The sequence below is a fragment of the Mumia sp. zg.B53 genome (genome assembly GCF_019550935.1).
In the GTDB taxonomy this organism is placed as follows: Bacteria; Actinomycetota; Actinomycetes; order Propionibacteriales; family Nocardioidaceae; genus Mumia.
Genome location: NZ_JAHWCK010000001.1, coordinates 367853 through 390395, shown reverse-complemented (window position 1 = coordinate 390395; position 22543 = coordinate 367853). Strand labels below are relative to the sequence as shown.

Sequence of the window (22543 nt, the reverse complement as noted above, 5' to 3'; positions counted from 1 at the left end):
GTCATCCTGGACTCGAGGTTCAGGGTCATCCCGGCGAGTCGCGGCCGATGTCGTTGACCCCCCGGGGGAGCGGCCCTACTTTGAACGGGCAGATGATGGTGCGAGACGGAGGCTCCGGTGAGCGGCAAGCAGAACTCGACGACCCAGCACGACGAGGGTGTCGCCGCGGCGCGTGAGGCGGCCAGCGATCAGGGCCTCCTCTTCGACGACGACGTGGCGAGAGTCCCGGAGGACACGGGCTTCCGTGGGCCGAACGCGTGCAAGGCGGCGGGGATCACCTACCGGCAGCTCGACTACTGGGCGCGCACGCAGCTCGTGGAGCCGTCGATACGGGATGCCAGCGGCTCGGGCACCCAGCGGCTCTACTCGTTCCGCGACGTGCTCCTGCTCAAGATCATCAAGCGCCTCCTGGACGCCGGCATCTCGCTCCAGCAGATCCGCACGGCGATCCAGCACCTCCGTGAGCGCGGCACCGACGACCTGACCAGCGTGACCCTGATGAGCGACGGAGTGTCGGTGTACGAGTGCCGCTCGGCCGACGAGGTCATCGATCTGCTCCAGGGCGGCCAGGGTGTCTTCGGCATCGCGATCGGTGGGGTCTGGCGCGAGATCGAGGGCACGCTCTCCGACCTTCCGAGCGAGCGCATCGTCACCGGGGCCGATCCCGACGACGAGCTGGCTGCGCGCCGCAAGGCGCGTCGCGTCGGCTGACGCACGGCCTCCGCTGTCCGGCCCGGCGGTGCTAGCCTGGCCGGGTACGGCCGAACACGTCACGCGGGAGAGCCCGCGAGCGTCGCGGCGCCGAAGGGGCAATTCCTCCCCGGAACCTCTCAGGCACCAGGACCGCGTGACCCAGGCACTCTGAAGCGTGACGACGCGTGACAGAGGGGGAGGGTTGACCGACCCACCCGAGCCTGCGGGAGATCGCCGATGAGCGACCAGTCCACGTCCCTTTCCGGGCCAGCACGGCCCACGCTGTCCGAACTGGCCGGCGCAGCACCGTTCGCCACCCGCCACATCGGCCCCGACGCCGCCGAGCAGGCGACGATGCTCGAGGCGCTGGGTTATCGCAGCCTCGACGACCTGATGTCTGCAGCCGTACCCAAGGGGATCCGTCTCGGCGAGACCCTGTCGTTGCTGCCGGCGCTGTCGGAGCCGCAGGTGACCGGCGCGCTTCGCCAGCTCGCCGACCAGAACAACCCCGGTGTCGCGATGATCGGTCTGGGCTACCACCCGACCGTCACACCGGCGGTCATCCGTCGCAACGTGCTCGAGGACCCCCGCTGGTACACGGCGTACACGCCGTACCAGCCCGAGATCTCGCAAGGGCGGCTCGAAGCCCTGATCAACTTCCAGACGATGGTCGCCGACCTGGCAGGGCTCCCGACCGCCAACGCCTCGCTCCTGGACGAGGGCACGGCGGCGGCCGAGGCCATGACGCTGACGCGCCGGGCCGTGCGCGCCAACGCCACCAAGCCGTTCGTGGTCGACACCGGTTGCCTTCCCCAGACGCTCGCCGTCGTCCGTACGCGTGCCGAGGCGATGGGCATCCCGCTCGTCGAGGCCGACCTCTCCGGGGGACTTCCCGACGGCGACCTCTGCGGTGCGCTCGTCGCCTACCCTCGCCACGACGGCGCGATCGTCGATCCCAGCGACGTCATCGCCGCCGTGCACGAGCGTGGCGGTCTCGCGGTCGTCACCGTCGACCCGCTCGCGTCGACGCTCCTCGCCTCGCCCGGGTCGCTCGGCGCCGACGTCGTGGTGGGTTCGAGCCAGCGCTTCGGCGTGCCGATGTTCTACGGAGGCCCTCACGCCGGGTTCATCGCCGTCAAGGACGGGCTCGAGCGCCATCTGCCCGGCCGTCTGGTCGGCGTGTCCGTGGACGCCGAGGGCCGCCCGGCGTACCGGCTCGCGCTGCAGACCCGCGAGCAGCACATCCGCCGCGACCGCGCGACGTCCAACATCTGCACGGCGCAGGTGCTCCTCGCCGTGGTGGCGTCGATGTACGCGGTCTTCCACGGGCCCGAGGGCCTGCGGCAGATCGCCTACCGGGTGCACCGGTCCGCGGCCGTGCTCGCCGAAGGGCTGCGCGCGGGTGACGTCGAGGTCGTGCACGAGACGTTCTTCGACACCGTCCTCACCAGGGTCCCCGGCCGGTCCGACGACGTCGTGAGCGCAGCCCGGGCCCACGGTATCCACCTGCGGCGCGTCGACGCCGACCAGGTGGCGATCTCGACCTCGGAGGTCACGACGCCGTCGCACCTCGAGGCGGTGTGGGAGGCCTTCGGGATCGACGGACTCGACCTGCCCGCGATCGACGCCGCCGCCCGCGACTCCCTGCCGCAGGCACTCGAGCGCGAGGGCGGCTTCCTCGAGCACCCGGTCTTCAACACCCACCACTCCGAGACCGAGATGCTGCGCTACGTGACGCGGCTCGCCGACCGCGACTACGCGCTCGACCGGGGCATGATCCCGCTCGGCTCCTGCACGATGAAGCTCAACGCGACCACCGAGATGGAGCCGGTGAGCTGGCCGGAGTTCGCCGACCTCCACCCGTTCGTTCCCGGCGAGGACGCCCAGGGCACGCTGCGGCTGGTCAAGCAGCTGGAGTCCTGGCTCGCGGAGGTGACGGGCTACGCCGCGGTGTCGGTGCAGCCCAACGCCGGGTCGCAGGGCGAGCTGGCAGGGCTGCTGGCGATCCGCGGCTACCACCGCAGCCGCGGAGACGCGCACCGTGACGTCTGCCTGATCCCATCCTCCGCGCACGGGACCAACGCCGCGTCGGCGGTGATGGCCGGCATGCGCGTCGTCGTGGTCAAGGCTGCCGACGACGGCGAGGTCGACCTCGCCGACCTGCGCGCCAAGTGCACCGAGCACGCCGACGACCTCGCCGCGATCATGGTCACCTATCCGTCGACCCACGGCGTCTACGAGCACGGGATCACCGAGCTGTGCGACGTGGTGCACGGTGCGGGCGGCCAGGTGTACGTCGACGGTGCCAACCTCAACGCGCTCCTCGGGCATGCCAAACCGGGTGAGTTCGGCGGCGACGTCTCCCACCTCAACCTCCACAAGACCTTCTGCATCCCGCACGGCGGAGGCGGACCCGGTGTGGGTCCCGTCGCGGTGGCCGAGCACCTCAAGCCGTTCCTGCCGAGCCACCCGATGGCACCGCTCGCCGAGGACCGCGAGGGGATCGGGGCGATCAGCTCCGCCCCGTACGGCTCGGCCGGGATCCTGCAGATCTCCTGGGCCTACGTCGCCCTCATGGGCGCGCAGGGACTCACCGAGGCCACCTCGGTCGCCGTGCTCAACGCGAACTACGTGGCGCACCGCCTCGGTGAGCACTTCCCCGTGCTGTACGCCGGCGACCACGGGCTGGTCGCGCACGAGTGCATCCTCGACGTCCGCCCGCTGACGAAGGCGAGCGGCGTCAGTGTCGACGACGTGGCGAAGCGGCTGATCGACTACGGATTCCACGCTCCCACCATGAGCTTCCCGGTCGCCGGCACGCTGATGGTCGAGCCGACGGAGTCGGAGTCGCTGGCCGAGATCGACCGGTTCTGCGAGGCGATGATCGCGATCCGAGCCGAGGCCGAGACCGTCGCGCGGGGCGAGGTGGCGCTGGGGGAGAGCGCGCTGCGTCGCGCTCCGCACACGCTCAAGGCGCTGGCAGGTGAGTGGGACCGCCCGTACGACCGTGACCTCGGCGCCTTCCCGACCGGGAGCCACGTCGACAAGTACTGGCCGACGGTCGCCCGGATCGACCAGGCCTACGGCGACCGCAACCTTGCGTGCGCATGCCCGCCTCCGGAAGCATTCGCGGAGTGACCGGACAGACCGACCCCGTCCTCCCTCCGACCGCTCTCCACCTCCACGCCGCGGTGGCGTCGGCACAGGCGACCAGCCGCGCGCCGTCCCTCAGCGCGGCCGTCGTCCGCGACGGGTCGGTCGTGTGGCACGGCGCGCGGGGGACGTCGGTGCGCGCCGGAGAGACCGCGCGACCGGCTCCCGCGACCCAGTACCGCATCGGGTCCCTCACCAAGACGCTCACTGCTGCGCTCGTGATGCAGCTGGCTGACGAAGGCGCGCTCGACCTGGCAGACACCGTCGCCATGTACGTCCCCGAGGGTCCCTTCGCCGAGGCCACGATCCGTGGCCTGCTCTCGCACGCGGCCGGTCTGCCGGCGGAGCCCGCCGGCCCGTGGTGGGAGCGCAGCCCCGGTGGCTCCTACGAGGCGCTGGTGGGCGCGAACGCCAACGCCTCGCGTGTCCTCGCGCCGGGGGAGCGGTACCACTACTCGAACCTCTCCTACGCGATCCTCGGCCGCGTGGTGGAGGCGCTTCGCGGCGCGCCGTGGGCGGACGTGCTGACCGAGCGCATCCTGGCTCCGCTCGGCATGTCCCGCACGACGTACGCCGCTGCTGCACCGCACGCGGACGGCTACTCGGTCGAGGCCCTCACGGGCATGCTCGTCGCCGAGCCGCTCCAGGACACCGGCGCCATGGCCCCGGCAGGCCAGCTCTGGAGCACACCGGCCGACCTGTGCCGGTGGCTCGGGGAGCTCGCCCGCCCGACACTGCTCAGCGATCACGCGATCACCGCGATGACCACGCCGCAGTCTGCCGACCCGGACGAGAAGGGCGCGGGCGCGTACGGGCTGGGCCTGCGGCTGTCGGTTGCGGGGGAGCGCGTCCTGGTCGGTCACGGCGGATCGATGCCTGGATTCCTCGCCGGTGCGTACGTGGACCGTGACAGCGGCGTCGGCGCCGTCGTGCTGGCGAACACCGCGTACGGACTGGACGTGGGCGACCTGCCGCGCACGCTGATCGAGACCGTCCTTGCGCACGAGCCGGTCATCGCCCCGGAGTGGACACCGACCCGCGAGCTGCCCGAGGGCGTCCGTGAGCTCCTCGGCACCTGGCACTGGGGTCACCAGCCGTTCACGATGGCCTACGACGGCAACGTCCTCGTGCTGGCCGCCGACGGGGGCAGGGCGTTCACGTTCGCGCCCGACGGAGTCGATCGCTGGATCGGGCTCAGCGGCTACTCGCTGGGGGAGCCTCTCCAGGTCGTGCGACGCGAGGACCGCACGATCAGCCACCTCGACATCGGCACGTTCTGCTACACCCGCGTCCCGTACGACCCGTCGGTCCCGATCCCGGGCGCCTGACGGCAGCCGCCCGGCGTCAGGAGCCGCCGAGGAGGCCCCGCTCGTATGCGGTGGCGACGGCGGCGGCGCGGTCCTTGACGCCGAGCTTCTCGTAGACGTGCCCGAGGTGCGTCTTGACGGTGGCCTCGCTCACGAAGAGCGTCTTCGCGATCTCGCGGTTCGGGCGGCCCTTCGCGACGAGGGCCAGGACCTCCGCCTCGCGCGGACTCAGCTCCTGCGACCGGGAGCGCACGCGTGACACCACGCGGGTCGCCACCGCGGGGGAGAGTACCGACTCACCGCGTGCGGCGGCGCGGATCGCCGCGAAGAGATCGTCGCGGCGGGCGTCCTTGAGGAGATAGCCGGTAGCCCCCGCATCGAGGGCCGCCATGATGTCTCGGTCGGAGTCGTACGTGGTGAGGACGAGGATGCGCCCTGCGAATCCCCGCTGGTGCAGCGCGGAGATCGCGTCCACCCCGCCCCCTCCCGGCATCCGCAGATCCATCAGGACGACGTCGGGCCGGTGCGTCATCGCGAGTCTCACACCTGCCGGTCCGTCGGACGCCTCGCCGACGACCGCGAACTCGCCCGCCCCCTCGAGCATGCCGCGCAGACCGTCGCGGACCACAGGATGGTCGTCGACCAGGACGAGGCGGAGCACGGACTCGATCATGGTGCCTCCGACGGGATGCGGAGCGAGACCGCCGTCCCACCTCCGCGCTCCGACTCGACGACCAGCGCCCCGCCCGCCCGCTCGGCGCGCCGCCGCATGCCGATGATCCCGAACCCTCTGCCGTCACCGCCGACCACCCGGGAGACGTCGAACCCTCGGCCGTCGTCGCGCACGTCGAGGATGGTCTCGTCGTCGGTGTAGGAGAGCGTCACGCCGACCCGCGAGGCTCGCGCGTGCCGTCCGACGTTGGTCAACGACTCCTGGACGACGCGGAGCACGACGGCCTCGGCGGCGGCGTCGACCCGCGTCGGGGTACCCGTCACCACGAGCTCGGTGTCGACCCCGGTCTCCGCCGACCACTCGCCGGTGCGCAGACGGACCGCGTCCACGAGGTCGAGATGGTCGAGCGCGGCAGGGCTGAGGGCCTGGACCGAGCGCCGTGCCTCCTCGAGGGAGGCACGGGCGAGCTCCGCGGCGCGCTTGCGGTGTGCGGCGGCGGCGGCGTCGTCAGGGCTGTCCTCGGCGGCCTGGAGCTGCGTCACGATCCCGGCAAGACCCTGGGCGATGGTGTCGTGGATCTCGGCGGCCAGACGCTCACGCTCCTCATGGATGCCGGCCTCGCGCGCCCTCGCTGTGAGCGACTCCTGCAGGGCGGCGTTCTCGCGCAGCGCCTCCTCGAGCGCGGTGATCGTCGTCGAGCGCTCCTCAGCAAGGTCCGACTCGTTGTGCGAGATCGCCGTGAACAGGAGGACGAGACCGGCGTTGAGCACGAACAGACCGGCGAACGCGGCTGCCTGGCCCGCGCTCTGGGGCGGGAGACCGCCCGACTGCGCTCCCGCCATCGTGGCCGCGGTGACGAGCAGCACCGCCCACGTGGCGCGCTTGCGGAGGAACACCGAGGCGTCGTAGTAGCCGATCGACGCGTAGATGCTGAAGAACGGGTTCAGCCAGGAGAGCACGAACGCGAGGCCCGTACGGGCCACGACGTACGCCTTTCCGAGCCAGTCGTCGAGCGGCTCCTGCCACCGCCGGGAGACGCACCACCAGTGGGCGAGCCCCGCGACGACGGTGAGCGCGGCCAGGAGCGGGAGCCGGTCCGCCGTCCCGACCGCCTGGGCGAGCGGGACGGCGAGGGCGAGCGACAGGACGAGGAGGGGATACGCCCCGTACCGGAGGAGGACGCTCCACCGGCGCTCGATCCGTGCCGAGAGGTCGTTCATGTGTACTCCGTCGCCCGTCGCATCCGGTTCACTCCCAACGGAAGTATCGCGCAGCCAACGACCCGAGCCCCACCGTCCAGACGAGCAGCACCACGACGTGCAGCAGCTCCGGTGTCCGACCCGCCGCCGCCTCGTCGAGCGCGAGCGCCGCCGCGCCGTTCGGCGTCAACGCGACGATGTCGCCCAGCAGGCCCGGCAGGACGGTGACCGGCAGCCAGACGCCCGAGGTGAACATGGACGGGAAGAACACGACCGTCCCGATCGCCGCGGACGCCTTGGTCGACGGTGCCAGTCCTGAGATGAGCCCACCCGTCGACAGGTTCGCGAGGACCACGAGGACGAAGATCCCCAGGTACGTCAGCGGCGCGCCGGGCAGGGCGACGTCGAAGACGAGACGGCCAACGCCGATCGCCAGCACCGATCCCGCGAGGATGCCGGCACCGTGCAGCACCCACTGGGCCATGAGGATCTGCGTCGGCCTGGCCGGAGTCGTCGCGTACCGTCGCAGCACCTGGTTCTCGCGATACCCCGAGATGATCGTGGGCATGGACATCAGCGACGCCATGATCGCCGACAGCAAGATGGCGATCGGCACGTACAGGTCGATGACGCGGATCCCGCCGAGGCTCTCGTCCGGCTCCCGGAAGGACGGGATCGCACCGAGGATGGACAGCAGGATGGTCGGGAAGAGCACGATCCAGAACATCGCGCCCGGCTCGCGCAGCATGAGCCGGGACTCGGTCCGCAGCATCGCGGTGGTGGGGGAGGTCGTGGCGGTGCTCATCGGACGGTCTCCTTCTCGTCGGCGTCTGTCATGAGGTCGAGGTACGCCTCGTCGAGGGAGGACTCGGTGATCCGCAGGTGCTCGGGCCGGACGCCGGCGTCGCGGAGCCGGTCGAGCACGAGGAGCACCGCGCTGTCGTCGCAGGCGACCTGGACCCGCTCGGCGCGCTCCATCACGTCGGCGACACCGGCGACATCGGTGAGGAGGGCGGGATCGAGGGGAACGGCGGTCCCGAAGGACATCACGAGCGGCGCCGCCGTACGGCTGATCAGCCCGTCGGGGGTGTCGGCGACGAGGATCCGCCCTTGCTGCACGAGCGCGATCCGATCGCACAGGTGCTGCGCCTCCTCCATCAGATGTGTCACGAGGAGGATGGTCGTGCCCTCCTCGCGCACCTCCTCCACCAGCTTCCAGACCTCTCTGCGCGAGGCCGGGTCGAGTCCGGTGCTGAGCTCGTCCAGCAGCGCGACCTTCGGGCGCCCGACCAGTGCGAGGGCGATCGCCAGCCGCTGCTGCTGACCGCCGGACAGCTTGCGCCACGGGTGGTCCATCCGCTCGGTGAGGCCGAGTCGTTCGGCCAGCTCGTCGGGGTCACGGGGGTCGTCGTAGAAGGAGGCGAACAGGTCGAGCGCCTCGCGGACGCGTAGCTTCGGCTGGAGGCCGGCGCTCTGGAGCTGCACCCCGACCGTGCGCTTCAGCGCGTCGCGGTCCTTCTCCGGGTCCAGTCCGAGCACGCGGATCGTGCCCGCGTCGGGCCGGCGGAGCCCGGCGATGCACTCGACCGTCGTGCTCTTGCCCGACCCGTTCGGCCCGAGCACGCCGAAGATCTCCCCCTCGGACACGCTGAGGTCCACGTGGTCGACGGCCACCACCGGGCCGTACGTCTTGCGCAGACCACGAACCTCGATGGCGGGCGCTGATGTCGTCGTCATAGGTCCATCCCACCGTCTGGCGTGACGTCGGCGCATCAGCCGATCGGCTGGACCTCGGTCCGCCGGTCGGTGCCGACGGACGCGATTTGCCCGCCGGCCCGCGCGGGCTCCCCAGGGTCAGAGGGAGGTGGCGGCGGCGCGCTCCCGTGACCACCAGTCCTGCAGCGCGCCCACTGCCGGCGCGGGCGCCTTCGCCCACGCGAGGTGGTCGATCTCCGTCCCGGCGGGAGCGTCGGCTCGGCGGTAGTCCCACCACGTCACCGACTCCTCCCGTACGGCACGCACGAGGGCCCGGGCGGCGCGGGGGACCGAGAGCTCGTCGCCCTCGACCTGGAGGACGAAGGTCGGCAGATCGAGCGCGTCGTGCGGAAGGGGTCCCTCGGGGTAGGGGAACCGGCGGCGACGCACCAGCCGCGCCCACTCCCGCATCAAAGTCTTGGGCTGCGGGCCCCCGAACCCCCAGGCCGGCCAGTAGCCGTAGGCCGCCGTCACCGACGGTACGGCGGCGGCGAGGCCCCAGAGTCCCCAGCCCCGGCCTCCGTACCGCCGGAAGTAGGGCTCGGAGGCTCCTGCGAGGACGAGTCCGTCGGCATCGCCACCCGACAGCAGGTGTCCGAGCGCCACCTGCCCGCCCAGGCTGTGTCCGAGAAGGACGACGGGGATGCCGGGGTGCTGGTCGCGGACGCGGGCGACGTGGTCACCGAGTGCCGAGGCGAGGTCGGCGTACCCCCAGTCGTTCTCACGGGACGGTCGTTCGGTGTCACGGTCGACGCCGCGTGCGGCGAGGATGCAGGAACTCCAGCCGATGACCGCGAGCTCGTCGGCGAGCTCGCGGTAGTAGCGGGAGTGCACGCCCATCGCCGCGGCGATGACGACGTGTGGCTTCGTGGGATCGGTGTGCACGAGGAGGGAGTCTAGGCCTGCCCCGGTGTCTCGTCTCCCTGCGCGTAGACGACGACACGTCCGTCACGAGCAAATCCGGCCAACGTCATCCCGGTCTGGTCGCACAACCGTGCTGCGAGCGTGGTCGGGGCGCCGACGCCGACCACCGCCGCCACTCCGGCGACCGCGGCCTTCTGGACGATCTCGAAGCCGATCCGGCCGCTCGTGCACAGCGCCAGGCCGTCGGAGGTGCCGTCGAGGAGATTGCCCTCGAGAAGCGTGTGACCGACCGCCTTGTCGACGGCGTTGTGACGGCCGACGTCCTCGCGGACCACCACCACCGTGCCGTCGGGATGGAACAGCCCCGCAGCGTGAGCCCCGCCCGTACGGTCGAAGTGGCGCTGGTGGGTCCGCAGCAGGTCGGGGAGCGCCGCGAGCGCGGTCGGCTCCCACCGGTGCGGTCGGCGGTGGTCAGGCAGACGCGTGACGAGGTCCGCGACCTCGTCGAGCGAGTCGGTGCCGCACACCCCGCACGCCGACGTCGCTCGCAGCGAGCGCTCCTGCCAGGTACGTGCCGGCGCCCCGCTGAGTGCCACCGTCACCACGTTGAACCGCTGCTCCTCGGTGAGGCGGGCATCGGTGCAGTACGCGATGCCGGCGATGTCGTCGCGCCCACGGACGACGCCCTCGGCCAGGACCAGACCCGCGGCGAGCGCGAAGTCGTGGCCCGGGGTCCGCATCGTCACCCCGAGGCGGCGATCGGGGAGACCCGGTGTCGCGACGCGGATCTCGAGCGGCTCCTCGGTGATGAGCCGGTCCTCGCGAGCACGCGGGGTTCCGTCGACCCATTCGACGACGCGCCGGCGTGCGGTAGGAGCGGTCATGCGCCCCAGCCTATGTCCGTCCGCGTGGGTCCCGGGACTAGCATCGGGGCCATGAGCAACCGTCGTCCGCCCACGCTCGACCCGTACGACCCGCTCGGCATCGACGATCTTCTCCAGCCGGAGGAGATCGCGATCCGCGACACAGTACGTAGCATGCTGGCCAGCGAGGTCGACCCGTACGTCGCCGAGTGGTTCGAGACCGGTGACCTGCCTGCGCGCGACCTGATGCGCGCTTTCGGCAAGGTCGGGCTCCTCGGGATGCACCTTGACGGCTACGGCTGCGCCGGCACGAGTGCGACGGCGTACGGGATCGCCTGCCTCGAGCTGGAGTCCGCCGACTCGGGCATCCGCTCGATGGTCTCCGTCCAGGGGTCGCTCGCGATGTACGCGATCTGGGCGTTCGGCAGCGAGGACCAGAAGCAGACCTGGCTCCCGCGGATGGCCTCGGGTGAGGCTGTCGGCTGCTTCGGGCTCACGGAGCCCGACGCCGGGTCCGACCCTGCGAGCATGCGCACCGTCGCCCGCCAGGACGCCGGCGGCGACTGGATCCTCAACGGCACCAAGATGTGGATCACGAACGGCTCGATCGCCGACGTGGCCGTCGTCTGGGCCCAGACGGAGGAGGCCGGCAGCGGACGCGGCGTGCGCGGGTTCGTCGTCCCGACCGAGACACCCGGCTTCACCGGCACCACGATCAAGCACAAGATGTCGCTGCGGGCGTCGGTCACCGCTGAGCTCGTCCTCGACGACGTCCGCCTCCCCGCCGACGCGGTCCTGCCCGAGGTCACCGGCATGCGCGGCCCGCTGTCGTGCCTGAGCGAAGCCCGGTACGGGATCGTGTGGGGCGCGATGGGCGCGGCGCGCTCGTCGTACGAGGCCGCGCGTTCCTACGCCGGCACGAGGACCCAGTTCGGGGCGCCGATCGCCGGCTTCCAGCTCACGCAGGCCAAGCTCGCCGACATGTCGCTCGAGCTCAACAAGGGCATCCTTCTCGCCCTGCACCTCGGTCGCCGCAAGGACACTGTCGGTCTGCGGCCGGAGCAGGTCAGCTACGGAAAGCTCAACAACGTCCGCGAGGCACTCGAGATCTGCCGCACGTCGCGCACGATCCTGGGCGCCAACGGCATCTCGCTGGAGTACCCGGTCATCCGCCACATGAACAACCTCGAGTCGGTCCTCACCTACGAGGGCACCTCCGAGATGCACACGCTGATCGTCGGTCAGGCTCTCACCGGGCAGGCCGCCTTCCGCCCGTCCCAGAGCTGACCCGCCCGTGGCTCTCTGGTTCGCCTGGTTCGTCGCGCTCGCAGCCGTCGCCGTCGCCGGATACGCAGCGTTCCTCCTGGTCCGCGACCGCCCGGTGGACAACCCGCTCTTCTACGCCGCCGCTGCCCTCGAGGTCCTGGTCGTCGTCCAGACGGTCGCCGGGTGCGTCGCGCTCGCCAACACAGGGCGTGACGTCGAGGGCGTGACGTTCGTCGGATACCTGCTGACGTGTGTCCTCATCCCGCCGGCGGCCGTGATCTGGGGCGTCGCCGAGAAGACCCGCTGGGGCACTGGCGTGGTCGTCGTCGGGATGCTCACGGTCGCCGTCCTCGTCGCTCGTCTCGTTCAGATCTGGAACGGCCATGCCTGAGCACAGCGAGCCTGTCCCGTCTCCCGCCGACGAACCGACGCGCGCGCGTACGGCCTCGGGCTTCGGGCGTGTCCTGGTCGCCGTGTATGCGGTGTTCGCCATCTCGGCGACGGCGCGATCCGGTGTCCAGCTCGCCCTGCAGTTCGACGAGGCGCCGCTGGCCTACCTTCTGTCGGCCTTCGCGGCGGTCGTGTACGTGGTCGCGACGGTTGCTCTCGCCCGCAGCGGTGAGACGTCGACCAAGGTCGCGGCCGTGGCGATCGGTGTCGAGCTGGTCGGCGTGCTCGTCGTCGGCACGCTGACGGTCCTCGACCCGGAGCTGTTCCCGGACGCGACCGTGTGGTCGGAGTTCGGCGCCGGTTACGGCTACGTACCGCTCGTCCTGCCCGTCGTCGGACTCTGGTGGTTGCTCCGTACGCGCTCCCGCAACCGATGAGCACTGCCCGGAGTCTCTGGACCGCCACGTCGGGCGTCATGACCAGGCGGTAGCCTCGTCGCGTGAACGAGCGCACTGTCATCACCTTCGGCACGTTCGACGTGTTCCACGTCGGGCACGTCCGCATCCTCGAGCGAGCCGCCGAGCTCGGCGACCGACTGGTGGTGGGTGTCTCCGCCGATGCGCTCAACGTCCGCAAAAAGGGTCGAGCGCCCGTCTTCTCCCAAGACGAGCGGCTCGAGATCGTCGCTTCGCTGCGTTGCGTCGACGAGGTGTTCGTCGAGGAGAGCCTCGAGCTCAAGGGCGACTACATCCGCCAGTTCGATGCCGACGTCCTTGCGATGGGCGACGACTGGAAGGGCCGCTTCGACGAGTTCGCCAACCTCTGCGAGGTCGTCTACTTCCCGCGCACACCCTCGGTCTCGACCACCGCACTCATCGAGCACATCACCTCGACGCGCTGACTCGACGCGCTGGCGCGCCGCGGGCTCAGGGCTCCTCGGACAGGCCTGCCCGCTGGCGACGCCGCAGCTGGACGACGCGGACAACCACGAAGACGACGACCACGAGCACTGCCGCGACGAGGACGACCTTCGAGTAGGTCCCGACCACGTCGCTGACGGTCTCCCAGCGTGAGCCCAGCCCGTAGCCGAGCATGATGAAGAGCGTGTTCCAGATCGCGCTGCCGAGCGCGGTCAGCGTCAGGAAGATCCGGAGCGGCATCCGCTCGAGTCCGGCCGGGATGGAGATGAGGCTGCGGAAGATCGGGATGAAGCGGCCGAAGAAGACGGCCTTCGTTCCGTGCTTGGCGAACCACGCCTCTGTCTTCTCGACGTCGGTGACCTTCACCAGAGGGATGCGGGCCACCACCGCGTACAGCCGGTCACGTCCGAACGCCTGGCCGATCCCGTAGAGCGCGAGCGCGCCCACGATCGAGCCGAGAGTGGTGCAGATCAGGGCGGCGGCGAGGTTCATGTCGCCGACGCTGGCGGTGAATCCCGCGAGCGGCAGGATCACCTCGCTCGGGATCGGCGGGAAGATGTTCTCCAGGGCGACGGCAAGGCCGGCCCCAGGTGCACCCAACCACTCCATCAGGTCGGCTGCGAAGCCTGCGATCCCTCCGATGTCACTCACGCGCCCAGCCTAGCGACGCGTGCCGCGGCCTCTTTCACGCACTCCTCCGTGCGCGCCTCCGCTCCCTCCAACGCCGCGTCTCGGTGTCGACGTCGCGGGTCGGGGTGATCACCGGCGGTCCGCCGCGGAGCTGCCGCCGAGCCTCGACGATCCGGCTGTTGAAGGCCTCGACGGCGTCGCGCACGGCCGTCTCGGACCCCAACCGGTCAAGGACGACGTCGAGAGCCCTGTCGTCCTTGCGCAGCTGGAGAGCCTCGGGCAGCGCACCCGAGATGTCCTCGCGGTCGATCAGCCGCTTCACCCACCAGTCCGGATCGTGGGTGTCCCCGAGACCGGGGATCGGCTTGCCGTGGAGGGGCAGGTCGTCGAACGCACCGCGTGCCATCGCAGCCCGGATCTGCTGGTCGACGAAGGACGCCTTCTGGACGGCGAACGCCTCCGGGTCATCGTCGCCGTGGGGGTTGCGCCGCCGAGCGCGGTCACGGTCGGTCACGTGATCACCTCCGACTTTCAGGGTAGTCGGCGTCGTGCCCTGGTCACCGCGATCGCCTGGCTCGCGACGTCCCGGTCAGCACCTCACTCGGACCTCAGGACGGCACGGGCACGTAGGTCAGGACGACGTGCCCGTTGGCGAAGGCCTGCAGACCCGTGCGCTTCAGGGGGACGGGTTTGGCGAGGCCCGCCAGCGCCGGGATCCCTCGACCGAGCGCGACAGGATCGACGATGATCCGGAGCTCGTCGATGACCCCGGTCGGCAGCAGCTCGGCGACGAGGCTGGAGCTGCCGAAGATCGCGATGTCCTTGCCCGGCGCCTCCTTGAGCGCACGCACGTGCTCGGCGACGTCGTCGGCGACGAAGGTCGTCGGCCCCCACGGGTGCTCGGTCATGGTGCGCGAGGCCACGATCTTGGGCAGGTCGTTCATGAATCCGGCCACCACGGGGTCCTGCTCGTACGCCTCGGGCGTGGGCCAGAAGCTTGCCATCATCTCGAAGGTGACGCGTCCCATCAGGATCGCGTCGATGTGCTCGCCCTGGGCGCGTGAGTACTCCTCGAACTCGTCGTCGACGTTGAACCAGTCCGTGCCGCCATCGGCGTCGGCGTGGTATCCGTCGACGGACGTCAGCAGGAACGCGTACAGGTTTCGCATGGAGCCTCCTCGGCATGGTGGTCGGGCAGGGAGGACATGGCGAAGGCGGCAAAGTCATCGGTGCGCGCCTGAGGCTGGCACGGCAGCGAGTTTTCGCTCGGTCCGCCAGTGGGTGTGTGGAAGGATCGCCGTGTGACGGAGCTCCGAGACATCTTCACCGGATCCTGGCGCGGAGTCCTGGTGACGCTCAAGCGCGACGGGCGCCCTCAGCTCTCCAACGTCGGCCACGTGTACGACCCGGAGACCGATGCCGTCGTGATCTCGACGAGGGCCGACCGAGCGAAGGTGCGCAACCTGCGACGTGACCCGCGCGCAAGCTACTACGTGACCACCGAAGGGCTGGCCGCGTACGCCGTCGGTGAAGGGCTGGCCGAGCTGGGCCAGGTCGCGGCGGCGCCCGACGACGCGGCGGTCGAGGGTCTCGTCGATCACTACCGCGCCGTACGGGGTGAACATCCGGACTGGGCCGAGTTCCGTGCGGCGATGGTCGCCGAGAGACGGCTGCTCGTGACCGTGCGGTTCTCGCGCGTGTACGGGTGGGCGGGACCCGTCGCCTCTTCACGCACACCGTCTGCCTAGGGCGTGTCTCCTACGGCGGAGACCGCGTGGCTCACCGTCACGGCGTGACTGGCGGGCAGGTGGTCTCATTTCGCATGGCGTCACGCACGTCGACCTTGGTCACCTCGACGAGCTCGTCGAGGTTTCCACCAACGAGCTGAGCGACACCGTCATCGCCGATCCGCAATTCTTCAGGTTCGTCGAATGAAACGAAAACCAATCGCCGCTCTGGCCCTACCCGCCAGGCAGTAGTGGGGTCGTCGGGGTCGTCGACGCCGCGCAGCGAAACCGTCGTTGGCCCGGTAGCCGGCTTCAGCCAGGTTTCGACCTCGAGCGAGACATCCACATCACCCGACTCACCCCGAGCGACGACATCAGTGACATGGCCGACGAACACCTGTTCAGAGCACGCGACGTACTCTTCCGGCGACAGCCCGCCCTCCTCGTCTCGAAAAGTCTGCCCGCACCCCGCGGCAGCCCCGCCAATCGCCAAGATGAGGCTGAACAGCAGCCAACGGGCTACTGTTCGCACGACGACTCGACCTCAGCTTGGGAGCTGAGACTTGCCGCTCGCTCGTTGCTCGCACGAGCGAGCTCGTCGACCACCTCTGACACGGGCACCCCAATCAGCGATTCTTCGAAAGTCGGTCGAACATCGGCATCGACGAGGTTGCGCCGGTTGCCGAATTGAATCACCGCCCATTTGACCGGTCAATAACGAGATATGCGTGCTTGAACCTCAGCGCCAGAGCTGGACGACGACGCCGGTAGGGGAGCTGATGTCAGCCGGCCTGGCTGTCCACCTAGGCCTCGATTGGCGCGGCTGATCTGGCGACCTGCCCGAGCATCGCGAAGTGGGCTCGGCGGGCTTCCTCGTCGATCGGCTGCTCGTTCTCGGGGCGTAGCCCGGTCCGGCCGTCGACCGCCTCGCGCAAGATGTCGGCATGCCCGGCATGCCGGATGGTCTCGCCAAGGACATGGACCATGATGCCGAACAGGTTCGTGTTCGCAGAAGCCTCCGGCCACCAGGGCACGTGGCCGGGCGTATCGAGGGCAAGCTCGTTGATCGTCGCGTCCGAGTGTTTCCACGCGCGTCGGTAGACCCCGGCGATGTGATCGCGCGTCTCGTTCTCGGCCGCCCAGTGATCGCTGCGGTCGGAGTCCTGCCACCGGCCCAGCGGTTCCGGCGAAGGCCGGTCGAAGATCTCACCGAAATACCTGGCCTCGACCGTGGCGACGTGCTTGACCAGGCCGAGGAGGTTGGTCCCGGTCTCTGTCAAAGGTCGGCGGGCGTCATATTCAGACAAGCCATCGAGTTTCCAGAGCAGCGCCGTGCGGTCCCGCCGCAGCCTCCCGTGCAGGTTGGCCTTGGCGAATTCGTCGATCATGCGGCATGAGACTGCCACGGGTTGCTCGTGTACGCGAGGCCGGCCACACCGGCATCCGCGGGAAGCGCAACTGATGGTTGCGTGATTGCTGTGCACCCGCTAGCGTGTCCTGCAACCAAAGGTTGCAGGAGGATGTCATGGAGTTCGGATCGATCGAACGCGAGATCTACGTCGACGCGCCGCTGGAGACGGTCTTCGAGGTCGTGAGCAGTCCTGAGCACCTGAAGCACTGGTGGCCGGACGAGGCGCAGTACGAGCCGACCCCGGGGTCGGCAGGGGAGATCACCTTCGGCGACCCAGCAGCCGACGGTGTTGTCGTGGCGTTCACCGTCGTCGACGTGCGGCCTCCGCGACAGTTCACGTTCCGTTGGACGCACCCCGCAGGCGCGACGGCGGGGGAGGACAACTCCTTGCTGGTGACCTTCGATCTCACACCGAAGGACGGCGGCACCCTCCTCCGGATGACCGAGACCGGTTTCCGCGAGCGGGGCTGGGAGGCCGCCGTGCTCGAGAACCAGTACCGGGAGCACGTCACCGGCTGGGACTTCTACCTCCCGCGGATCGCGCCGTACGTCGCCAGGCTGACGGCGCGGCGATGAGCGTCGCGGTGGACGACCAGGTCGACGACGACCTCTGGTCCGCGATCGGTGACCCCACCCGGCGGCGGATGCTCGACCTGCTCCTCACGAGCGGCGCTGCGACGGCGACCTCGCTCAGCGAGAGCCTCCCGGTGACGCGGCAGGCCGTCGCCAAGCACCTCGGGGTGCTCGACCGCGTCGGTCTCGTCCGAGGAACCACGGTCGGCCGCGAGCGGCACTTCCGGGTCGACCAGGAGCAGCTCGAGCGGGCAGTGGCGCAGCTCAACGCCGTCGGCACCGCCTGGGACGGCCGTCTGCAACGGATCAAGCGGATCGCTGAGGCGATCGAGCGCACGCAACAGCGCTGAGGCGCGAATCAGACCAGCACGAATCGAGAGCAAGGAGAACGACGATGGTGGACATCCTGCACAGGGTCGGCGTCAAGGACGCCAGCCCCGCAGCCGTGTACGACGCGCTGACGACGCCCGAGGGCCTCGCCGGCTGGTGGACCGAAGACACGCGGGGGAGCGCCGACGTCACCGGGGGCGTCGTGGAGTTCCGGTTCCCGCCGATCGGAGGGTTCGACATGGAGGTGCTCGAGGCGGAACCGCCCGAGCGGGTCAAGTGGCGGGTCTCCGACGGTCCCGACGAGTGGATCGGGACGACGGTCACGTGGGACCTCCGCCAGGACGGCGACTACACGATCGTGCTGTTCGCGCACGAGGGGTGGAAGGAGCCCGTCGAGTTCATGCACCACTGCAGCACGAAGTGGGCGTCGTACCTGTTGAGCCTGAAGTCGCTCGTCGAGACAGGGGAGGGAGCGCCAGCGCCGGGCGACGTACAGATCAGCGACTGGCACTAAGACGTACGGCATCTGGGGGACTACATTCGTCGGATGGCAGATCAACCCCAGCGGTGGACCGAAGCGACCGTCAACGACGACATGTGGGCGGATCCCCACCGCGATCCGCGCGACATCGACCTGCCCAGCCCGGATGGCGAAGCAGCGACGTTGCAGGGCTCCCTCAACGAGCTACGCATGACCCTGCTGATGAAGTGCGAGGGTCTCGACACCGAACAGCTGGCCCGCCGCTCGGTGCCGCCCTCCACGATGTCGCTGCTCGGACTGCTCCGTCACCTCGTCGAGGTCGAGCGCAGCTGGCGCTCGTGGATCACGCCGGAGCAGCCGGTCGCCACGCTGTACGGCGACGATGATGCGGCGTTCGACGACGCAGTCGCCAGCGCGGAGGTCGTCGAGTCCGCCTACGCCGACCTCGCGCGAGAGCAGGTGGCGACCGACGCGCTCCTCGCGCAGTTCCCCGATCACGGCGCGCGGTTCGTCCCTGACGGAACCACCGTGAGGGGTCTGATGGCCCAGCGGATCGAGGAGTACGCGCGGCACTGTGGCCACGCAGACCTGCTGCGCGAGTGCATCGACGGCCGCGTCGGGCAGTAGTGACCGACGGTCCCTCGCACCGCCTCGCCGGCAACATGGGCACGGTGATGCGCCACGGTGACCGTGTGATGCGCGAGTCGGGCGAGTGGACTCCCGCCGTGCACCGCCTGTTGCGCCAGCTGAACGACGCCGGCATCGGGGGAGTGCCTGCTCCTCTCGGCGTCACCGACGACGGCCGCGAGGTCCTCCGCTTCATCGAGGGGGAGGTGCCTGCCTCTCCGATGCCTGCGTGGGTCTGGGGCGACGCGGCGCTCGAGTCGGCTGCTCAGACGTTACGACGGGTTCACGACGCGACCGTCGGACTGAGCGTCGAGGGACCGTGGCGGTCGCCCACCCGCGAGCCGGCCGACGTGATCTGCCACAACGACTTCGCCCCGTACAACCTGGTCTTCCGTGCCGGCGTGGTCGTCGGCGTCATCGACTGGGACATGGCCTCTCCCGGACCGCGTCTCTGGGATCTCGCCTATCTCGCGTACCGCATCCTTCCTCTCACCACCGACGACTGGGGAGACGGCTTCGCTCCTGCGGAACGGCGACAGCGCGCGGAGCGCCTGATGCGCGCCTACGGAGACGAGTGGCCTCTGTCCGAGCTCACCCTCATGGTGCGCCGGCGCCTCCTCGCGCTGGCCGCCTTCAGCGATCAAGCGGCACGGCGGCTCGGCAAGCCTGAGCTGAGCGACCACGCCGTGCTTTACCGGCACGACGCGCAGAACCTGCTCGACTGGTGAGGTTGTCCACCTCTACGGTCGCTGGCATGACGCCCGTCGAGAGTGCGGTCATCGTGACCGTTCTCTATCCGTTCGTGCCACCGCGGGACCTCGACGTCATCCCGCATCTGACTGTGGGGGACTGCGCCGACGAACCTCAGCTGGTCGAGGCGGAGCGCCACATCGTGCCGCGCCTTCCGGTCGAGGCGCCAGTCACCTCGGCATCCCTCTGGTGCGGATCTCCCGTCCCCGGATCGTGGCGCCAGATGGCGGCCTTGCCCCTTGGATGACGGTGGCCGGGGGACTGGTAGACAAGCGGCATGAGGCCCGATGACCTTCCCGCACTGCACCACACCGAGCACGGTCCGGCTGACGGGACACCCGTTCTCGCGATCCACGGCTGGACGCCCGACCATCGCCTCATGACGGGGTGCTGCGAGCCGGTATTCGCCGCCCGCCCGCGGCCTTACCGACGTCTCTACCCGGACCTTCCTGGGATGGGCCGGTCGTCGGGCGTGGGGGTCGCGAGCTCCGACGACGTTCTTAGCTGCGTCGAGGCGTACGTCGATGAGCAGCTCGGTGACAGCCCGTTCCTCCTGGTGGGGGAGTCGTACGGCGGCTATCTCGCCCGCGCGCTGACGGCGCGTCGAGCGGGACAGGTCCGCGGGCTCGCGCTGATCTGCCCGGTCGGGCGGGCGGTCGAGCAGGCAGATCGCACCGTGCCGCGGCACCAGGTCCTGGTGAAGGAGATCGAGGTGGAGCCCGGCTCCGAGTTTGCCGAGATCGCCGTGGTGCAGACCGCTGACACCTTCGAGCGCACGGAGCGCGAGGTCGTGGTCGGTGTGGAGCTGGCCGACGCGGAGGCGTTGGCAAGGATCCGCCGGCGCTGGGTGCTCAATGACGAGCCCGAGGACGGACCGGCGTACGGGGGACCGACGCTCATCGTCACCGGGCGTCAGGACTCGTCCACGGGGTACGTCGATTCGTGGGCTCTGCTGGAGCACTACCCCCGCGCCACCTTCGCGGTGCTGGACACGGCCGGACACAACGCGCAGATCGAGCGACCGGAGCTGTTCGGGAGTCTCATGAACGATTGGCTCGACCGCGTGGATCACGTCGGCGCCTCGTCCAGCGCGTGATCGAGGTGCCGATCACGGTGCCTCGGGCGATGATCGGAGAGCGGATCTCCCGCCCACAGCAAGGGGTATCGACGTGTGCACAGGCATCAGGTTCTCGGACGGCAGCAACAATCTCTATCTCGCACGCAATCTCGACTGGACGAGCGGTTATGGGGAGCGGGTGGTCGTGACGCCCACCGGGTACGCCACCCATTCGCCGTTCGGCGCGGTGCCGAATATCCGGCACGCCGTCATCGGCATGGGGATCGTGGAGGAGGACACCCCGCTCTACTTCGACTGCGGCAACGATGCGGGCCTGGCCGTTGCGGGCCTCAACTTCCCGGGGTATGCGAGCTATGCAGACGAGCCAGCCGAGGGCGCGACGAACGTCGCCGCGTTCGAGTTCCCTCTGTGGGTGGCTTCCCAGTTCGCCAGCGTCGACGAGGTGGAGGCGGCACTCGGTGACGTCGTCATCGTCGACAAGCCGATCAACGAGAAGTATCCAAGCTCGATGCTGCACTGGATCATCGGTGACGCCTCCCGCGCCATCGTGGTGGAGAGCACGAGCGACGGCCTGCACGTCTTCGACGACGACGTCGACGTCCTGACGAACCAGCCCGGCTTCGCCTGGCACCACGAAAACCTGCGCAACTACCTCAACGTCTCGCCCGCCTTTCCCAAGGAGATGCCCCTCAGGCGGGCACATCTTGCCCCGTTCGGCTCGGGGTCGCACATGCGCGGGATCCCCGGTGACTACTACTCGCCGTCCAGGTTCGTGCGCGCGGCCTACGTCAACGCGTACTACCCGGACAAGGGGAGCGAGGAGGAGAACGTCAGCCGCGCGTTCCACACTCTGCAGCAGGTCGCGATGGTCGACGGCTGCGCGGCCATGGAGTCGGGCGAGTTCGAGAAGACGATCTACACCGGCCTCTTCTCGTCAGGGACGACGACCTACTACTGGAACACGTACGAGGACCCGGCGATCCACAGCGTCGCGATGGCCGACCAGCAGCCCGGGGGAGAGAAGCTCGTCGTCGTCTAGGACGCTTTGGCCGCCGCCTCGCGTCGGTCTCAGGTGCTCCAATCCACCGGCCCATGGGTGCCTATCGGTGGGCCGGGCGAGTCCCATGCAGCCGAGCGCGATCCGGCTCACCTGCAGGCTCGAGGAGCCGAGGCTGGTGTAGTCCATCAGCCTTCACACCCCACCTGGGTACGGGGCGGCGGTGCGGGCGGCGCGCAATGCCTGCGCCCACCACGAAAGCTGTGCAAGAAGCGTCTTGGCGAAGACGGCTGACGCGGCGTCGAGCGGGCCCCCATCCTGCCAGGTGGTGAAGTAGTTGGGGAAGGCAAGTCCGTCGCGGATGGTCACCGCGTGCAGCTCGGTGAGCACGTTCTCCAGGTGAAGCACCGCGTGCCGGCCACCAGCCGCACCGCCGTAGCTGACGAAGGCCACCGGTTTGGCGGTCCACTGGGTGAAGTGCCAGTCGATCAGTGCCTTCAACGACGCCGGGTAGCTGTGGTTGTACTCGGGAGTGACGATGATGAAGGCGTCAGCCTCCGACAGCTTTCTGGTGAGGTCCTTCATGCCTTCTGGACGTGGATAGTCGTCTCCGGCGAACTTGGGTGGAGTGGCGGGCAGCGCCAGTGGAATGTCTACCCCCGCGAGATCGACGAGGTCGACGTCGAAACCGCCATGTGCCTGAGTCTGCTCCGCTACCCACGACGCGACGACCGGCCCGAACCGGCCCTCGCGCACGCTGCCGACGATGATCACGAGTCTGCTGTTATCGCTCATACCGTCGACCATGTGACGCTCGCGGCCGAGCAACCAGACCGGGTGCGGGCTGGCCCCCGCA

Annotated in this window: 28 protein-coding genes and 1 riboswitch; of the genes, 16 read left to right on the top strand and 12 right to left on the bottom strand. The window is 69.7% G+C overall.

Going from position 1 to position 22543, the window contains the following annotated elements:
* Positions 1-117: 117 nt before the first annotated feature.
* From KV102_RS01975 to KV102_RS01965, 3 genes are all read left to right on the top strand, one after another.
* Complete coding sequence (locus tag KV102_RS01975) at positions 118-711, top strand: MerR family transcriptional regulator (protein ID WP_220341758.1); 594 nt, start codon at positions 118-120, stop codon at positions 709-711.
* A gap of 54 nt (positions 712-765) precedes the next feature.
* A riboswitch (glycine riboswitch) is annotated at positions 766-856 on the top strand.
* Between the two features lie 74 nt (positions 857-930).
* Positions 931-3831 carry an aminomethyl-transferring glycine dehydrogenase gene (gcvP, locus tag KV102_RS01970; protein WP_220345145.1) on the top strand — a complete coding sequence of 967 codons (2901 nt, stop codon included), beginning with the start codon at positions 931-933 and terminating at the stop codon, positions 3829-3831.
* Entirely contained in the window at positions 3828-5174 is a 1347-nt protein-coding gene (locus tag KV102_RS01965; RefSeq protein ID WP_301021570.1) for a serine hydrolase, read from the top strand. Before gcvP ends, KV102_RS01965 begins: the two co-directional genes overlap by 4 nt.
* Positions 5175-5190: 16 nt before the next feature.
* Here the strand turns inward: KV102_RS01965 and KV102_RS01960 are convergent, their stop codons facing one another.
* The 6 genes from KV102_RS01960 to KV102_RS01935 all read right to left on the bottom strand — a co-directional run bounded on the left by KV102_RS01960 (position 5191) and on the right by KV102_RS01935 (position 10528).
* Positions 5191-5826 (bottom strand): response regulator transcription factor, encoded by a 636-nt coding sequence (locus KV102_RS01960; RefSeq protein WP_255559070.1) that lies wholly within the window; start codon positions 5824-5826, stop codon positions 5191-5193.
* Positions 5823-7046: a sensor histidine kinase gene (locus tag KV102_RS01955; RefSeq protein WP_220341755.1), complete on the bottom strand. Its 1224-nt coding sequence runs from the start codon at positions 7044-7046 to the stop codon at positions 5823-5825. The genes KV102_RS01960 and KV102_RS01955 overlap by 4 nt, the downstream gene beginning before the upstream one ends.
* A 28-nt stretch (positions 7047-7074) precedes the next feature.
* Positions 7075-7830 (bottom strand): ABC transporter permease, encoded by a 756-nt coding sequence (locus KV102_RS01950; protein WP_220345143.1) that lies wholly within the window; start codon positions 7828-7830, stop codon positions 7075-7077.
* Positions 7827-8762, bottom strand: coding sequence for an ABC transporter ATP-binding protein (locus KV102_RS01945; protein WP_220345142.1), 936 nt, complete (start codon positions 8760-8762; stop codon positions 7827-7829). Before KV102_RS01945 ends, KV102_RS01950 begins: the two co-directional genes overlap by 4 nt.
* Before the next feature lie 117 nt (positions 8763-8879).
* The gene (locus tag KV102_RS01940) at positions 8880-9665 is read right to left on the bottom strand and encodes an alpha/beta fold hydrolase (protein WP_220345141.1); all 786 of its coding nucleotides are present in this window, start codon (positions 9663-9665) and stop codon (positions 8880-8882) included.
* A gap of 11 nt (positions 9666-9676) precedes the next feature.
* Complete coding sequence (locus KV102_RS01935; RefSeq protein WP_220345140.1) at positions 9677-10528, bottom strand: formate dehydrogenase accessory sulfurtransferase FdhD; 852 nt, start codon at positions 10526-10528, stop codon at positions 9677-9679.
* A gap of 51 nt (positions 10529-10579) precedes the next feature.
* Here KV102_RS01935 and KV102_RS01930 point away from each other — a divergent pair, with 51 nt between their 5' ends.
* From KV102_RS01930 to KV102_RS01915, 4 genes are all read left to right on the top strand, one after another.
* Entirely contained in the window at positions 10580-11794 is a 1215-nt protein-coding gene (locus KV102_RS01930) for an acyl-CoA dehydrogenase family protein (protein WP_220341750.1), read from the top strand.
* A gap of 7 nt (positions 11795-11801) precedes the next feature.
* Positions 11802-12164, top strand: a complete 363-nt coding sequence (locus KV102_RS01925; protein ID WP_220341749.1) for a hypothetical protein — start codon at positions 11802-11804, stop codon at positions 12162-12164.
* Positions 12157-12600 (top strand): hypothetical protein, encoded by a 444-nt coding sequence (locus KV102_RS01920; RefSeq protein ID WP_255559071.1) that lies wholly within the window; start codon positions 12157-12159, stop codon positions 12598-12600. Before KV102_RS01925 ends, KV102_RS01920 begins: the two co-directional genes overlap by 8 nt.
* 62 nt (positions 12601-12662) lie before the next feature.
* Positions 12663-13064, top strand: coding sequence for an adenylyltransferase/cytidyltransferase family protein (locus KV102_RS01915; RefSeq protein ID WP_220341748.1), 402 nt, complete (start codon positions 12663-12665; stop codon positions 13062-13064).
* 25 nt (positions 13065-13089) lie between these two features.
* Here the strand turns inward: KV102_RS01915 and KV102_RS01910 are convergent, their stop codons facing one another.
* From KV102_RS01910 to KV102_RS01900, 3 genes are all read right to left on the bottom strand, one after another.
* Positions 13090-13734 carry a DedA family protein gene (locus KV102_RS01910; protein ID WP_308289321.1) on the bottom strand — a complete coding sequence of 215 codons (645 nt, stop codon included), beginning with the start codon at positions 13732-13734 and terminating at the stop codon, positions 13090-13092.
* Between the two features lie 34 nt (positions 13735-13768).
* Positions 13769-14227, bottom strand: a complete 459-nt coding sequence (locus tag KV102_RS01905) for a DUF1992 domain-containing protein (RefSeq protein ID WP_308290200.1) — start codon at positions 14225-14227, stop codon at positions 13769-13771.
* A gap of 94 nt (positions 14228-14321) precedes the next feature.
* Positions 14322-14882: a dihydrofolate reductase family protein gene (locus tag KV102_RS01900; RefSeq protein ID WP_220345139.1), complete on the bottom strand. Its 561-nt coding sequence runs from the start codon at positions 14880-14882 to the stop codon at positions 14322-14324.
* 132 nt (positions 14883-15014) lie between these two features.
* Here KV102_RS01900 and KV102_RS01895 point away from each other — a divergent pair, with 132 nt between their 5' ends.
* Positions 15015-15461: a PPOX class F420-dependent oxidoreductase gene (locus KV102_RS01895; protein ID WP_220345138.1), complete on the top strand. Its 447-nt coding sequence runs from the start codon at positions 15015-15017 to the stop codon at positions 15459-15461.
* A 37-nt stretch (positions 15462-15498) separates the two neighbouring features.
* On the opposite strand, the gene KV102_RS01890 is transcribed toward KV102_RS01895, so the two are convergent.
* Positions 15499-15972, bottom strand: a complete 474-nt coding sequence (locus KV102_RS01890; RefSeq protein WP_220345137.1) for a hypothetical protein — start codon at positions 15970-15972, stop codon at positions 15499-15501.
* 271 nt (positions 15973-16243) lie between these two features.
* Positions 16244-16828: a DinB family protein gene (locus KV102_RS01885; protein WP_220345136.1), complete on the bottom strand. Its 585-nt coding sequence runs from the start codon at positions 16826-16828 to the stop codon at positions 16244-16246.
* A 137-nt stretch (positions 16829-16965) separates the two neighbouring features.
* On the opposite strand from KV102_RS01885, the gene KV102_RS01880 reads away from it, so the two are divergent.
* The 8 genes from KV102_RS01880 to bsh all read left to right on the top strand — a co-directional run bounded on the left by KV102_RS01880 (position 16966) and on the right by bsh (position 21729).
* Positions 16966-17427 carry an SRPBCC domain-containing protein gene (locus tag KV102_RS01880; RefSeq protein WP_220345135.1) on the top strand — a complete coding sequence of 154 codons (462 nt, stop codon included), beginning with the start codon at positions 16966-16968 and terminating at the stop codon, positions 17425-17427.
* Positions 17424-17774, top strand: coding sequence for a metalloregulator ArsR/SmtB family transcription factor (locus KV102_RS01875; protein ID WP_220341743.1), 351 nt, complete (start codon positions 17424-17426; stop codon positions 17772-17774). The genes KV102_RS01880 and KV102_RS01875 overlap by 4 nt, the downstream gene beginning before the upstream one ends.
* A 44-nt stretch (positions 17775-17818) precedes the next feature.
* Entirely contained in the window at positions 17819-18268 is a 450-nt protein-coding gene (locus tag KV102_RS01870) for an SRPBCC domain-containing protein (RefSeq protein ID WP_220345134.1), read from the top strand.
* 33 nt (positions 18269-18301) lie between these two features.
* The gene (locus KV102_RS01865; protein WP_220341741.1) at positions 18302-18862 is read left to right on the top strand and encodes a DUF664 domain-containing protein; all 561 of its coding nucleotides are present in this window, start codon (positions 18302-18304) and stop codon (positions 18860-18862) included.
* Positions 18862-19590, top strand: coding sequence for a phosphotransferase (locus KV102_RS01860; protein WP_220345133.1), 729 nt, complete (start codon positions 18862-18864; stop codon positions 19588-19590). The genes KV102_RS01865 and KV102_RS01860 overlap by 1 nt, the downstream gene beginning before the upstream one ends.
* A gap of 26 nt (positions 19591-19616) precedes the next feature.
* Complete coding sequence (locus KV102_RS01855) at positions 19617-19859, top strand: hypothetical protein (RefSeq protein WP_220345132.1); 243 nt, start codon at positions 19617-19619, stop codon at positions 19857-19859.
* A 30-nt stretch (positions 19860-19889) separates the two neighbouring features.
* Complete coding sequence (locus KV102_RS01850; protein ID WP_220345131.1) at positions 19890-20708, top strand: alpha/beta fold hydrolase; 819 nt, start codon at positions 19890-19892, stop codon at positions 20706-20708.
* Between the two features lie 73 nt (positions 20709-20781).
* Positions 20782-21729 carry a choloylglycine hydrolase gene (gene bsh / locus KV102_RS01845; protein ID WP_220345130.1) on the top strand — a complete coding sequence of 316 codons (948 nt, stop codon included), beginning with the start codon at positions 20782-20784 and terminating at the stop codon, positions 21727-21729.
* A 153-nt stretch (positions 21730-21882) separates the two neighbouring features.
* Here the strand turns inward: bsh and KV102_RS01840 are convergent, their stop codons facing one another.
* Entirely contained in the window at positions 21883-22482 is a 600-nt protein-coding gene (locus KV102_RS01840; RefSeq protein WP_220345129.1) for an NADPH-dependent FMN reductase, read from the bottom strand.
* Positions 22483-22543: the final 61 nt, after the last annotated feature.

What these genes read in the sequence shown, in the direction of transcription:
- KV102_RS01875 (WP_220341743.1), top strand. Translation starts at nt 17,424, where the DNA reads ATGAGCGTCGCGGTGGACGACCAGGTCGACGACGACCTCTGGTCCGCG.
- KV102_RS01885 (WP_220345136.1), bottom strand. Translation starts at nt 16,828, where the DNA reads ATGATCGACGAATTCGCCAAGGCCAACCTGCACGGGAGGCTGCGGCGG.
- KV102_RS01900 (WP_220345139.1), bottom strand. Translation starts at nt 14,882, where the DNA reads ATGCGAAACCTGTACGCGTTCCTGCTGACGTCCGTCGACGGATACCAC.
- KV102_RS01855 (WP_220345132.1), top strand. Translation starts at nt 19,617, where the DNA reads ATGACGCCCGTCGAGAGTGCGGTCATCGTGACCGTTCTCTATCCGTTC.
- KV102_RS01880 (WP_220345135.1), top strand. Translation starts at nt 16,966, where the DNA reads ATGGAGTTCGGATCGATCGAACGCGAGATCTACGTCGACGCGCCGCTG.
- KV102_RS01955 (WP_220341755.1), bottom strand. Translation starts at nt 7,046, where the DNA reads ATGAACGACCTCTCGGCACGGATCGAGCGCCGGTGGAGCGTCCTCCTC.
- KV102_RS01840 (WP_220345129.1), bottom strand. Translation starts at nt 22,482, where the DNA reads ATGAGCGATAACAGCAGACTCGTGATCATCGTCGGCAGCGTGCGCGAG.
- KV102_RS01945 (WP_220345142.1), bottom strand. Translation starts at nt 8,762, where the DNA reads ATGACGACGACATCAGCGCCCGCCATCGAGGTTCGTGGTCTGCGCAAG.
- KV102_RS01850 (WP_220345131.1), top strand. Translation starts at nt 19,890, where the DNA reads ATGAGGCCCGATGACCTTCCCGCACTGCACCACACCGAGCACGGTCCG.
- gcvP (WP_220345145.1), top strand. Translation starts at nt 931, where the DNA reads ATGAGCGACCAGTCCACGTCCCTTTCCGGGCCAGCACGGCCCACGCTG.
- KV102_RS01865 (WP_220341741.1), top strand. Translation starts at nt 18,302, where the DNA reads ATGGCAGATCAACCCCAGCGGTGGACCGAAGCGACCGTCAACGACGAC.
- KV102_RS01870 (WP_220345134.1), top strand. Translation starts at nt 17,819, where the DNA reads ATGGTGGACATCCTGCACAGGGTCGGCGTCAAGGACGCCAGCCCCGCA.
- KV102_RS01935 (WP_220345140.1), bottom strand. Translation starts at nt 10,528, where the DNA reads ATGACCGCTCCTACCGCACGCCGGCGCGTCGTCGAATGGGTCGACGGA.
- KV102_RS01950 (WP_220345143.1), bottom strand. Translation starts at nt 7,830, where the DNA reads ATGAGCACCGCCACGACCTCCCCCACCACCGCGATGCTGCGGACCGAG.
- KV102_RS01960 (WP_255559070.1), bottom strand. Translation starts at nt 5,826, where the DNA reads ATGATCGAGTCCGTGCTCCGCCTCGTCCTGGTCGACGACCATCCTGTG.
- KV102_RS01930 (WP_220341750.1), top strand. Translation starts at nt 10,580, where the DNA reads ATGAGCAACCGTCGTCCGCCCACGCTCGACCCGTACGACCCGCTCGGC.
- KV102_RS01920 (WP_255559071.1), top strand. Translation starts at nt 12,157, where the DNA reads ATGCCTGAGCACAGCGAGCCTGTCCCGTCTCCCGCCGACGAACCGACG.